This window comes from Labrenzia sp. THAF187b (assembly GCF_009363375.1).
Taxonomy (GTDB): Bacteria; Pseudomonadota; Alphaproteobacteria; order Rhizobiales; family Stappiaceae; genus Roseibium; species Roseibium algicola.
On sequence record NZ_CP045344.1, the window covers coordinates 3,225,049 to 3,238,039 of the forward strand.

Here is a 12,991-nt window from a genome sequence, read left to right on the forward strand (position 1 = left end):
AGCCGGAATCCATGAGATTCCATTGACCGCCCATGATTTCCCATGGTATCCCATAAATACCCAGAATGGGGAGCGCGGGCCCATCTCAGTAGGGTCATGGACATCGATTTAACGGTTCTGAAAGTGCCGTTTTTGCAAATTGCGTGTCCGGGCAAGTTGCCGGCCTTCCTCTCATTTACGGGTGAACTTGGGATTTGAACGGGTGGGGACCCGTTTCGAGGGGATGAATGGCCGGCTTTGTTTCTCACTTTACCAACCGGCTGGATGCCAAGGGTCGCGTGTCGATCCCGGCGCCCTTCCGTACGGTATTGGCGAGAGATGGATTTGAAGGCCTTTATTGCATTGCTTCTTCACACTGCGCGGCTGTCGACGCGGGCGGAAACGATCTGCTTGCTGAAATCAACAAGCGCTCGGAAGCCTTTGCAAAGCTCTCTCCCGATCATGATGCACTGGCGATCGCCCTGTTCGGTGCCAGTGAAAACCCGAGGATCGATGGGGACGGCCGCATGACCATTTCCGACATGATCCGCGAACACACCGGAATTACCGACCAGGTCACCTTCGTCGGCATGAATTACAAGTTCCAGATCTGGGAACCTGAAAAGTTTCGCGAGTACCGCGCAGAGGCCCAACGGCGTGCGCTCGCGATGCTGTCGGGGCAAAGCTCCGCATCCTCTCAGGGAGAGCCGGTATGATGGCGCTCGGCGACAGAGACGTTGCTCCTGACGCTGGCGGACCCGAGCGCCATGTGCCGGTTCTCCTGAAAGAGGTTCTGGAGTGGCTTGCGCCGCAGCCCGGCGAGGTGATTGTCGACGGTACCTTCGGTGCCGGCGGTTATTCCCGCGCAATTCTGGAGCGTGGTGCCCATGTGATCGGTATCGACCGGGATCCTGACGCGATTGCCGGCGGGCAGGAGCTTGTGGAGGCTTCCGAAGGCCGGCTGATGCTCGTGCCGGGTCAATTTGCGGGTCTTGAAACGCATGCCCGCGGTTGCGGTTTCGATGGTGTCGACGGAGTTGTTCTCGATCTTGGCGTTTCTTCCATGCAGCTTGATGAGGCTGATCGCGGCTTTTCATTCCTGCGCGATGGACCCTTGGACATGCGTATGGAGCAGGCCGGGCCATCGGCTGCGGATGTCGTCAATGAGCTGCCAGTGAAGGATCTGATCCGCGTCATCGGTCTGTTGGGCGAGGAAAAGCGGGCGACGACAGTTGCGCACGCCATCGACAGGGCCCGCAAGGAAAAGCCATTCACCCGGACCCTGGAGCTGGCGAACCTGATCGAAAAGGTGCTTGGCCGGTCGCCCAAGAAGGCGCAGATCCATCCGGCAACGCGAACCTTCCAGGCGCTGCGGATCTACGTGAACGGCGAGTTGCATCAGGCGGCTGAAGCGCTGGGCGCGGCCGAGCGGATCCTGAAGCCGGGCGGACGCCTTGTGCTGGTGAGTTTCCATTCCCTCGAAGATCGTATCGTCAAGCGGTTCTTCCAGGATCGGACCCGGACCCGCGGTGGCGGATCACGACATATGCCGGAGGAAGACGTGCCTCCGGCGACATTCGAATTGTTGACGCGCAAGGCGGTGGAAGCTGCCGACGCTGAAACGGACATCAATCCGCGGGCAAGATCCGCGAAGCTTCGGGCCGGGCGGCGGACCGAAGCTGAGGCGCGAGAGCTGGACATCCATCAGGCGGGTGTCCCACGTCTCGCAGCCTTCCATGGGCTAGGGGGCTAATATGGTTCGAACGCTGAACATCGTGTTCATACTGGCGGTCGTGATCGGCGCGGCGACGGTCTATGACATGAAGCTCGCAGCGACGAAGTCTGCGGAGAAGGTGGCCGATCTGAAACGGCAGATCGACGAGGAGCGCGACTCCATCCGTCATCTGAAGGCGGAGTGGAGCCTTCTCAACAAGCCGGACCGGCTGCAGTCCCTTGTCGAACGCTATAACGATTATCTTCTTCTTGAACCGCTTGATGTGAAGCAGATCGTGACGACGGAAGATCTTCCGGCGCGTCCTGTGATGCTGGAGCCAATCGGTGGCAGTCAGATGGGCGGCTATGCCGGCTCGTCTGCTGTGATCCAGTGAGGGCGCGGTCATGACGATGGTTAGCGAACCGGCCAGCTTCCTTCAGGTAAGACGGGCTCATCCGCGGGCGACAAGGGACTCCGTCTCCGCCAGCGCGGTCAAATCCCGTGTCTATGTGGCCATGCTTGCCTTTGCCTGCGTCTATGTTGCGATCGCGGGCCGGCTGGTAATGCTGGCGCAAATGGAAGAGGCGCCGTCCCATGCCTGGATTTCGGCGCAGGATTCCGTTGCCGCCTCCCGTCCGGACCTGATCGACAGGAACGGCGAGATCCTTGCTACCGACATCAAGACGGCATCGCTTTACGCTGAGCCGCGCCGCATCATGGATGTGGACGAGGCAGTCGAGGGGTTGATCCGCATCGTGCCGGATCTGAACGAGGGTCTCGTGCGTCGCCGTCTGGAAAGCGGCGCCGGCTTCGTCTGGCTGAAGCGTGAAATGACACCGCAGCAGGCCGAAAGAGTTCACAATCTCGGCCTGCCGGGTATCGGCTTCCTTTCGGAAAATCAGCGTTTCTATCCGGGTGGGCCGACCGCGGGCCATATCGTTGGTTCCGTCAACGTCGACAATCAGGGCCTCGCCGGCATCGAAAAATACATCGATGACTCCTGGCTGAGGGACCTACAGTCGCTTGGCTTCACGTCGGACCGTACGATGGAGCCGGTGAAGCTGTCCGTCGACCTGCGCGTCCAGCATGTCGTTCGCGATGAGCTCGTGAAGGCGATGGAACGCTACAAGGCGATCGCCGCGGCCGGTATCGTTCTGGATGTGAAGACCGGCGAAGTGGTCGCCATGTCCTCCCTGCCGGACTACGATCCGAACGACCGGGCCCAGGCCCTGGAAAAGGACCGCTTGAACCGGGCAACCGGTGGTGTCTTTGAAATGGGGTCGGTCTTCAAGACCTTCACCACCGCAATGGCACTGGATTCGGGGGCTGTTTCGATCAATGACAGCTTCGATGCAACCCGTCCGATCAGGGCAGGCGGCCGTACGATTTCGGATTTCCACGGGAAACACCGCATCCTGTCGGTGCCTGAAATCTTCATCTATTCATCCAACATCGGCACCGCAAAAATGATGCTGGCGACCGGTATTGCGCGCCAGCAGGACTTCCTGAAGCGCCTGCATCTGACTGATCGTCTGCAGACCGAGTTGCCGGAAAATGCGGCGCCGCTGCTGCCGCCGAAATGGAACGAACTGGCGGCGATGACCATCTCGTTCGGGCACGGTATCTCGGTAACGCCGATGCAGACCGCCGTTGCCGCCGCAGCGCTGGTGAATGGTGGCGTCCTGCTTCCGCCAACCTTCCTGCCGAGAAGCCCCGAAGACGTGCAAAAGCTTGGCAAACAAGTCGTTTCTCCGGAGACGAGCCGCATGATGCGCTATCTCTTCAGGCTGAACGTGCTCTCCGGTTCGGGCCGCCGGGCCGATGTCCCGGGGTATACGGTCGGTGGCAAGACGGGCACCGCGGAGAAGATCGAGAACGGACGATATGTCAACAACAAGCGCCGCAACTCGTTCCTGTCGGCCTTCCCGATGGACGACCCGCGCTACGTGGTTCTGGTCGTTATCGACGAGCCGAAACCGGAACGCGACGGCATTGGTGCGACGGCCGGTCTGAACGCCGCGCCGATGGTTGGCGCAATCGTTCGCCGCTCGGCTCCCATGCTTGGTGTGATGCCGCGGTTCAGCAAAGGGGATGAACCAATCGAGATTTCCTATTAAGGAGACGAGTTGAGCCTGGAAAACCGGCGGGGTCGCAGCCGAAATCCGGTTTTCCGAAAAAGCTCATTAAAGACGACGCACAAACCGGATGATCGGGTGAAATGGATCTTGAGTATTTAGCTGCCGGGCTGACCTTGCCCGAAGCGGCAGGGGCTCGGAAAATTACGGGGCTGACGGCTGATAGCCGCAAAGTTCAGCCGGGCTTCTTGTTCGCCGCCTTCAAGGGGGCTTCCGTCGACGGGACAAAATTCGCCCCGGACGCAGCAGCGGCCGGGGCAATTGCCATTTTGTGTGCTGAAGAGGCTGCAGATGCAGTGCGTGCACAGGTGCCGGAGACGGTTGCCGTTGTCAGTGCTGCAGAGCCTCGTCAGGTTTTCGCAAGAATGGCAGCCCGTTTCTACGGCGCTCAACCCGACACAATCGTTGCCGTCACCGGAACTGCTGGCAAGACATCCGTTGCTCATTTCGCCCGCCAGATCTTCCAGGCCGCCGGTCACCCAGCGGCAAGTCTTGGTACACTGGGCGTTATCAAGCCGGATGGAGAAAGCTACGGCGGCCTGACAACGCCGGACCCGGTTGCCTTGCACAAGCAGTTGGCAGAGCTGGAAGAAGAAGGCGTCAATCATGCTGCGCTTGAAGCCTCTTCGCACGGTCTCGATCAGTACCGGCTGGACGGTGTGCGGCTGACGGCAGCCGCCTTCACCAACCTTGGCCGCGATCACATGGACTATCATCCGACGATCGAGCACTACCTGAATGCAAAGCTTCGCCTGTTCAAGGAGTTGCTTCCGTCAGGCGGCACAGTGGTCTGCGATCCGGGTGAGAAATATGCTGACCGGGTCATGGCAGTCGCGCAGGAGCGAGGGCTGCCGTTCTTCACGGTCGGAGAAACCGGCCGCAACCTCACCCTGACCGGCCTGAAGCCGATGGGGGCAGGGCAGGAACTGACGATCCAGAGTGCGCGCGGCGAATACAAGGTGACGCTGCCGCTGATCGGTCGCTTCCAGGTTTCCAACGCACTCATTGCTGCCGGTCTCGCGATTGCCGCTGGCATCGACACGGGAACTGCCTTGCGGGCCCTTGAAAACCTGAAGGGGGCTCCAGGCCGTCTTGAACTTGCCGGCAAGACGCCAGCAGGCGGGCTGGTTTTTGTCGATTACGCCCACAAGCCGGACGCGCTTGATAACGCCCTTGCGGCCTTGAAGCCGTTTGCCCGTGGCAAGCTGTCCGTGATTATTGGCGCCGGTGGCGACAGGGACCCCGGAAAACGCGAGCTGATGGGGGAAGTCGCGGCTCGCAGGGCCGATCTGGTTATCGTCACGGATGACAACCCGCGCTCGGAAGATCCGGCGACCATTCGCAAGGCTGTGTTGGGTGGCGCACCCGATGCAATGGAGATTGGCGACCGGTATGAAGCGATCGCAGAGGGAGTTCGCCGCCTAAAGGATGGCGATATCCTGTGTGTGGCCGGAAAAGGTCACGAAACGGGCCAGATTGTTGGCGACACAGTGATTCCCTTTTCCGATCACGAAGCCGTAAAGCGCGCCATCAGTCTTGAAGGAAACACATGAGCGACCCGCTTTGGACCCTTGATGCCTTTGTTGAAGCTGCCGGTGGCCGCCTTCAGGGTGATGCTGGCGCTGAAATCACCGGTATATCCATAGACAGCCGGACGCTGGAGCCGGGTGATGCATTCGTCGCGATCACCGGTGACCGTCTGGACGGGCACGATTATGTTGCCGCAGCACTGGAAGCCGGCGCATCGGTTGCGATGGTTGGCGAGGATCGCTTGTCCGACCTGCCCGAAGATGGCCGCTACGTGGTTGTGGACGATCCGCTTGAAGCCATGCGCAAGCTCGGTGTTGCAGCGCGGGCCCGCAGCAATGCCCGAATTGTCGCGGTCACCGGTTCTGTCGGCAAGACCGGCACGAAGGAAGCGCTGCGCCTGACCCTGGCAGAATCCGGCAAGGTTCATGCCTCGGTTGCCTCCTTCAACAACCATTGGGGCGTACCGCTGACATTGGCACGCATGCCCGCCGACACGGATTTCGGTGTCTTCGAGATCGGCATGAACCATGCGGGCGAAATCTCGCCGCTGGTAAAGATGGTGCGCCCGCACGTGGTGATCATCACCACCGTTCAGCCGGTACACCTGGAATTCTTCGACAGCGTCGAGCAGATAGCCAAGGCAAAGGCCGAAATTTTCGACGGACTGGAGCCTGGTGGAATTGCGATCCTGAACAAGGACAATCTGCAATTCGACCTGCTGAAGTTTCTGGCGGCTGCTGCCGGCGTTTCCAAAATCCAAACCTTTGGCGAAGACCCTTCGGCGGACAGCCATCTCCAGAAGGCAGTCTCCTATCCGGCCGGATCGAGTGTCGACGCCAGCGTTCTAGGCCAGGAAATCACGTACAAGATCGGGGCGTCGGGCAAACACCACGTCAAGAACAGCCTGGCAGTCCTGACCGCGGTCGTGGATCTGGGGGCGGATCTTGCAAAAGCGGGACTGGCACTCGATTCCATGCGCGCACCCAAGGGGCGCGGCGAGGTGACCCGTCTGCCCATGCAGAAGGGCGAGTTCAACCTTATCGACGAGAGCTACAACGCCAATCCCGCCTCGATGAAGGCTGCACTTGCCGTGCTGGGCGAGGCGCCTGTCACAAGGCCGGGTCGCCGCATTGCCGTCATTGGAGACATGCGCGAACTGGGGACCGATGCCGACCGTTTGCACGCGGAGCTGCTCCAGCCGATTACCGACGCCGATATCGACGCGGTCTATTGCGCGGGCCCGCACATGCATGCGCTCTGGAAGCTGCTGCCGCATGACCTGCGCGGACACTACTGCGAAGAAGCAAAAGATCTGGAAGACGTGCTTTTGGGCGACGTGCGTTCCGGTGATGTTGTTATGATCAAGGGATCGCTCGGGACCCGGATGGGCCCGCTTGTCGAGGCCTTGAAAAAAGAATATCCGCCAGCGGACGACACCGCAGCGGCGTAAGGGGCATTGGATGTTTTATTTCTTGGGGCAATTCGCGGATCAGATTTCAGCGCTGAACGTGTTCCGTTACATCACTTTCCGAACCGGTGGCGCGATCATGACCGCGCTGTTTTTCGTTTTCCTGTTCGGACCGAAAATCATCGCCAGTCTCCGGATCCGGCAAGGGCACGGGCAGCCGATCCGCGCCGACGGACCTGAAAGTCATCTCCTGACCAAGAAAGGCACGCCCACGATGGGGGGGCTGATGATCCTGTCAGGAGCCCTGGTCGCGGCATTGCTTTGGTCGGATCTTTCCAACCCTTACGTCTGGGTGGTCATCGGCGTTACCCTCGGGTTCGGCGGTATCGGTTTTTATGATGACTATCTGAAGGTCACCAAGTCCTCGCACAAGGGATTTGGCGGCAAGGCCCGGTTGGGCCTGGAATTCCTGATCGCCGGCGGCGCGGCCTTCGCGGTTACCCTTCTGGATGTGTCCGAATACTCGGAAGCGATCACTTTTCCCTTCATCAAGGATCTGACGCTCAATCTCGGTCTTTTCTTCATTCCCTTCGCAGCCTTCGTGATGGTTGGCGCGGGGAATGCGGTCAACCTGACCGACGGTCTCGATGGCCTTGCAATCGTACCGGTGATGATCGCCTGCGCTTCCTTCGGCCTGATTGCCTATCTTTCCGGTAACGCGGTGTTTGCCAGCTATCTCCAGATCCACCACGTTGCCGGCACTGGTGAACTTGCCGTCATCTGCGGTGCCGTGATTGGCGCGGGCCTCGGCTTCCTGTGGTTCAACGCTCCCCCGGCCGCCATCTTCATGGGAGACACCGGATCACTTGCTCTCGGCGGCATGATCGGCGCAATCGCGGTTGCCACCAAGCACGAGATTGTTCTGGCCATCATTGGAGGCCTCTTCGTGCTCGAAGCCGTGTCGGTCATCGTGCAGGTGTTTTCCTTCAAGCTGACCGGCAAGCGGGTCTTCCGCATGGCGCCGATCCACCATCATTTCGAGATCATGGGCTGGACCGAAAGCCAGGTGGTGATCCGCTTCTGGATCATTTCCGTCGTGCTTGCCCTGCTCGGCCTCGCAACCTTGAAGCTGAGGTAGGCGCATGATCCCGGTCACCACATTCGACGGCAGAAAGGTTGCCCTGTTCGGGCTCGGCGGGTCCGGGCTTGCAACGGCGCGCGCGCTGAAGGCGGGTGGTGCGGATGTGGTCTGTTTCGACGATAACGAAGCCCGGGTCGCACAAGCTGCTGGCGAGGGGCTTGCAACGCAAGATCTTCGGGACCTCGACTGGTCGGACGTTGCCGCACTGGTTCTTGCTCCCGGTGTACCACTGACCCATCCGGTGCCGCACTGGTCGGTAGATCTGGCGCGTGATGCCGGCGTCGAGATTGTCGGCGATGTCGAGCTTTTCTGCCGTGAGCGGCGCAAACTATGTCCGTCCGCGCCGCTGATTGCGATTACCGGTACCAATGGCAAGTCGACGACCACCGCCCTGATCGCGCATCTCCTGAAGGCCCTCGGCCGGGACGTGCAACTCGGCGGCAACATCGGGACGCCGGTTCTGGAGCTGGATCCTCCGCAACCCGGTCGGCACTATGTGGTGGAGTGCTCTTCCTACCAGATCGATCTGGCGCCGACCCTGGATGCAACGGTCGGCATTCACATGAACCTGTCGCCGGATCATCTCGATCGTCACGGGTCCATGGAAAACTACGCCGCTATCAAGGAGCGACTTGTCGCCGGTGCCAAGGTCGCGGTTGTGGGAGTTGACGACCGGTTGTCCTCAGCAATCGCCGACAGACTTGAACTTGCACGCAAGCCCGTGTGCCGGATCGCTGGTGAAAAGGAACTCACCAACGGTATTTACGCTCGCCACGGGCGATTGATCGAGGCGCATGACGGCAGCCAGATCGAAGTGGCGCTGCTTGGCGGGATCGACAGTCTCCGCGGCGACCACAACGGACAGAATGCGGCGGCTGCCTTCGCGGCTCTACGTGCGCTGGAAATTCCGGCAGCGCAGATCGCAGAAGCCCTCAAGACCTTCCCTGGACTTCATCACCGTATGGAAGTGGTGGAGAAGAAAGGCCGGGTTCTTTACATCAACGATTCCAAGGCGACCAACGCGGACGCTGCGGCCAGAGCATTGGCAAGTTTCGACCGGATCTACTGGATCGCGGGTGGCCGGGCCAAGGCGGGCGGTATTTCCTCGCTGGACGAATATTTCCCGAAGATCGCCAAGACCTTCCTGATCGGAGAGGCGGCGCAGGATTTTGCCAAGACGCTGGATGGCCGCGTGCCCTTCAAGATCAGCGGAACGCTGACCCAGGCCGTGCAGGACGCCGCTGCCGAGGCGGCGGAGGACGATGCGGGGGAAATCGCCATACTTTTGTCGCCCGCCTGTGCGAGCTTCGACCAATTCCCGAATTTTGAACTGCGGGGCGCTGCTTTTGTAGATGCGGTGCGTGCCTTGCCCAATTCCGGCAATACCCAGGAGGTCGCCTGATATGGTTTCGCGCGCCGATCGCAGCCGCTTTGCGGAATGGCTCTGGACAGTGGATCACTATCTGCTTGCCGCCTTCAGCCTGCTGATGGTTGGCGGTGTGGTCCTTTCGTTCGCAGCCAGTCCACCGGTTGCCGAACGCATCGGCGTTGAAACCTTCTATTTCGTCAAGCGACAGGCCATGTTCCTGATCCCGGCCCTGACGATCATGCTTGCCGGCTCGCTGATGACGCCGCGCATGGTCCGGCGGGCGGCGCTCATCCTGTTCATCGTGTCGCTGGTGATGATGGTCGCCACCCTGTTCCTGGGGTTTGAGGCCAAGGGTGCGCGGCGCTGGATCTATATTGCCGGGCTGTCGATACAGCCGTCCGAATTCCTGAAGCCTGCCTTCGTGATCCTGATTGCATTCCTTTTGTCGGAAAGCGGTCGCCGGCGCGAGGTGCCTGGAGTGCTCTTCGCCTTCGTGCTCTTTGCGGTTTGCGCGGCTCTCCTGATCGCCCAGCCGGACTTCGGTCAAACCATGCTGCTCGGCCTGGTCTGGGCAGGGTTGTTCTTCCTGAACGGCATTTCCTGGCTCATCATCATGGCGCTTGGCGTCATCGGGATCGTCGGCCTGTTTGCCGCCTATGCCTTCCTGCCGCACGTGACCACCCGCGTGGACCGGTTCCTGGACCCGAGCTCCGGTGACACCTTCCAGATCGATACGGCCAAGGATTCCTTTCTTGCCGGTGGGTGGCTGGGCCGTGGTCCGGGGGAGGGCACCGTCAAGCGGATCCTGCCTGACAGCCACACCGACTTCATCTTCGCTGTTGTCGGCGAGGAGTTCGGCGTGATCGCCTGTCTGCTGCTCGTTTCCGTCTTTGCATTCATCGTCTTGAGAGGCCTGCGTCACGCCAGCCGTGATCAGGATGCCTTCAGTCGTCTTGCCACAGCAGGACTGACCGTGCTGTTCGGCCTGCAGGCCACGATCAATCTCGCGGTGAACCTTCACCTCATTCCGTCCAAGGGCATGACCCTGCCTTTCGTTTCTTACGGCGGGTCGTCGCTCTTGTCGTCCGCCATGACCGCTGGTGCCATTCTGGCGCTCACGCGCAGGCGGCCGCAGCCGTCGCGCGGTGATGTCGTCACGGTGAGCCGGCTTTCACCCTCTTCCCTGATGTAAGGCCCCAAGCCGCACTCATGAGCAAAACTGTTTTACTGACGGCCGGCGGAACGGGCGGCCACCTCTTCCCCGCACAGGCGCTGGCCAGCGAGTTGATCCGGCGCGGCTGGACCGTGGAACTTGCAACCGACGAACGGGCCGACAAATACGGCAGCGCCTTTCCCGCTCGCAAGGTTCACATCATCGCCTCGGAGACCATCCGGGGGCGCAATCCCTTCCTGCTGGCGAAGACTGCAGTGAAACTGTTTCTTGGAACGCTGCAGGCACGCAAGGTGATCAAGGCCTTGAAGCCGGATGTCGTGGCCGGGTTTGGTGGTTATCCGACGTTTCCCCCTATGTATGCTGCCCGGCTCACGGGCACGCCCTCAATCCTGCACGAAGCAAACGGCGTCATGGGGCGGGCCAACCGCCTGTTGGCGAAGGGCGTGACCGCCATTGCCACAAGCGTTCCGATCGAAGATCTGCCGGCGGATTTTAAGGCCAAGCTCACTGAAACGGGCAACCCTGTTCGGGACGCCGTACTCGCGGCTGCGGAGTTGCCCTACTCGGCACCGCTCGCCGGGGGAACGTTCAACCTGCTGGTCTTCGGCGGATCCCAGGGTGCGCGCTTCTTTTCCGATCTGTTGCCGCCGGCACTTGAAAAACTGCCCGCCGACGTCTGCGCCCGTTTGCGCATCGTGCAGCAGTGCCGTCCGGAGGACATGGGGCGGGTACAGGCGGTTTACGACAGTCTGGGCGTTCAGGCCGAATGCGCACCGTTCTTCCAGGACATGCCGCAACGAATTGCAGAGGCGCATCTGGTGATCTGCCGGTCCGGTGCGTCGTCGGTCAGCGAGCTCAGTGTGCTTGGCCGCCCTTCCATTCTGGTACCGTTGCCCGGAGCCATCGATCAGGACCAGGCTGCCAATGCCAAGGTGCTTGAAAAGGCAGGTGGGGCCTGGCCGATCCGTCAGGTCGACCTTTATCCGGAGCGGCTGGCCCAGGAAATCACCCGATTCATGAATGCACCCGAAATGCTGGGCGAAGCAGCGCAAAAGGCGCGCAGCGTCGCCAGGCCTGACGCGGTGAAAAGACTTGCCGACCTCGTCGAGAAGGTCGCAGCAAAACAAGGAGAACGGCCATGAAGATGCCGCAGGACATCGGACCGGTTCATTTTGTCGGCATCGGCGGTATCGGCATGAGCGGGATTGCCGAAGTGCTGAAGACCCTCGGCTACACGGTGCAAGGTTCGGACATGGCGGAAAACGCCAATGTTCAGCGCCTGCGTGACAACGGCATCAAGGTTTCCATTGGCCATGCCGCAGAAAACCTGGGCGATGCCGAGGTGCTGGTCGTGTCTTCCGCCATCAAGAAGGACAACCCGGAACTGGTCGCAGCCCGTGAAAAGCTGATTCCGGTGGTGCGGCGGGCGGAAATGCTGGCCGAGTTGATGCGCTTCAAGCAGGCCATCGCCGTTGGCGGCACACACGGCAAGACCACGACCACGTCGATGGTAGCAGCCCTTCTCGATGCCGGCGGTCTGGATCCGACGGTGATCAACGGCGGTATCATCAATGCCTATGGCACCAATGCCCGCATGGGCGAGGGTGACTGGATGGTTGTCGAGGCAGACGAGAGCGACGGCACCTTCGTCAAGCTGCCGGCTGATGTTGCCATCGTCACAAACATCGATCCGGAGCATCTGGATCACTACGGCGACTTCGCCGGCGTACGCGCTGCCTTCCGGCAGTTCGTTGAAAATGTGCCCTTCTACGGCTTTGCCGTCATGTGTCTCGACCATCCCGAAGTCCAGACGATGATCGGGACCATCGAGGACCGGCGTGTCGTCACCTATGGCGCCAATCCGCAGGCCGACGTTCGCTACACCGATGTGTCGATGGATGGTGGCAAGTCGATCTTCTCCGTCACCCTTCGTGACCGCCGCAGCGGGCAGGTGATCGAACTGAACGACCTGACGCTGCCGATGCCGGGCCTTCACAATGTTTCGAATGCTACCGCGGCAATCGCGGTTGCCTCGCAGCTGGGTGTCGAGGCGGACGACCTCAGAAAAGGCATTGCCGCCTTTGGCGGCGTCAAGCGACGCTTCACGCACACTGGCACGGTGGGCGGCGTTCAGATATTCGACGATTACGGCCACCACCCTGTTGAAATCAAGGCCGTGCTCCACGCGGCGCGCGAGTCGACAAAAGGCAAGGTAATCGCGGTGATGCAGCCGCATCGCTATTCGCGCCTGCACAGCCTGTTCGATGATTTCTCCAACTGCTTCAACGATGCGGACGCGGTGATTATCGCTCCTGTCTACGCCGCGGGGGAGCAGCCCATCGAGGGAGCGGCACATACCGATCTCGTCTCGGGCATGAAGACCCGCGGTCACAGGAACGTTCGAGCGATCGAGGGCCCGGAAGAGCTGCCGGCGCTTGTCAAGGAACTGGCCGAGCCGGGCGACTTCGTGGTTTGCCTCGGGGCCGGCAACATCACCCAGTGGGCATACGCGCTGCCGAAACAGCTGGAAGAGCTTTAAGG

Annotated in this window: 11 protein-coding genes; all 11 read left to right on the forward strand. The window is 60.8% G+C overall.

Annotated elements, in window-relative coordinates; translation table 11 throughout:
- Positions 1-227: 227 nt before the first annotated feature.
- The 11 genes from FIV03_RS14770 (at position 228) to murC (ending at position 12,989) form a co-directional block, all read left to right on the forward strand.
- Complete coding sequence (locus FIV03_RS14770; protein ID WP_023000484.1) at positions 228-695, forward strand: cell division protein MraZ; 468 nt, start codon at positions 228-230, stop codon at positions 693-695.
- Positions 692-1,732: a 16S rRNA (cytosine(1402)-N(4))-methyltransferase RsmH gene (gene rsmH / locus FIV03_RS14775; RefSeq protein ID WP_152510083.1), complete on the forward strand. Its 1,041-nt coding sequence runs from the start codon at positions 692-694 to the stop codon at positions 1,730-1,732. Before FIV03_RS14770 ends, rsmH begins: the two co-directional genes overlap by 4 nt.
- Before the next feature lies 1 nt (position 1,733).
- Positions 1,734-2,087 (forward strand): hypothetical protein, encoded by a 354-nt coding sequence (locus tag FIV03_RS14780; protein ID WP_023000486.1) that lies wholly within the window; start codon positions 1,734-1,736, stop codon positions 2,085-2,087.
- Positions 2,088-2,097: 10 nt separating this feature from the next.
- Entirely contained in the window at positions 2,098-3,810 is a 1,713-nt protein-coding gene (locus FIV03_RS14785) for a penicillin-binding protein 2 (protein ID WP_023014553.1), read from the forward strand.
- Between the two features lie 101 nt (positions 3,811-3,911).
- Complete coding sequence (locus tag FIV03_RS14790; RefSeq protein ID WP_152510084.1) at positions 3,912-5,381, forward strand: UDP-N-acetylmuramoyl-L-alanyl-D-glutamate--2,6-diaminopimelate ligase; 1,470 nt, start codon at positions 3,912-3,914, stop codon at positions 5,379-5,381.
- Complete coding sequence (locus FIV03_RS14795; RefSeq protein WP_152510085.1) at positions 5,378-6,808, forward strand: UDP-N-acetylmuramoylalanyl-D-glutamyl-2,6-diaminopimelate--D-alanyl-D-alanine ligase; 1,431 nt, start codon at positions 5,378-5,380, stop codon at positions 6,806-6,808. The genes FIV03_RS14790 and FIV03_RS14795 overlap by 4 nt, the downstream gene beginning before the upstream one ends.
- 10 nt (positions 6,809-6,818) lie before the next feature.
- Entirely contained in the window at positions 6,819-7,904 is a 1,086-nt protein-coding gene (mraY, locus tag FIV03_RS14800) for a phospho-N-acetylmuramoyl-pentapeptide-transferase (protein ID WP_023000490.1), read from the forward strand.
- A 4-nt stretch (positions 7,905-7,908) separates the two neighbouring features.
- Positions 7,909-9,309: a UDP-N-acetylmuramoyl-L-alanine--D-glutamate ligase gene (gene murD, locus FIV03_RS14805; protein ID WP_152510086.1), complete on the forward strand. Its 1,401-nt coding sequence runs from the start codon at positions 7,909-7,911 to the stop codon at positions 9,307-9,309.
- 1 nt (position 9,310) lies between these two features.
- A complete protein-coding gene (gene ftsW / locus FIV03_RS14810) occupies positions 9,311-10,468 on the forward strand; it encodes a putative lipid II flippase FtsW (protein ID WP_152510087.1) in 1,158 nt (385 codons plus the stop codon).
- Positions 10,469-10,485: 17 nt separating this feature from the next.
- Positions 10,486-11,592 carry an undecaprenyldiphospho-muramoylpentapeptide beta-N-acetylglucosaminyltransferase gene (murG, locus tag FIV03_RS14815; protein WP_152510088.1) on the forward strand — a complete coding sequence of 369 codons (1,107 nt, stop codon included), beginning with the start codon at positions 10,486-10,488 and terminating at the stop codon, positions 11,590-11,592.
- The gene (gene murC, locus FIV03_RS14820; RefSeq protein WP_023000494.1) at positions 11,589-12,989 is read left to right on the forward strand and encodes a UDP-N-acetylmuramate--L-alanine ligase; all 1,401 of its coding nucleotides are present in this window, start codon (positions 11,589-11,591) and stop codon (positions 12,987-12,989) included. The genes murG and murC overlap by 4 nt, the downstream gene beginning before the upstream one ends.
- Positions 12,990-12,991 lie beyond the last annotated feature (2 nt).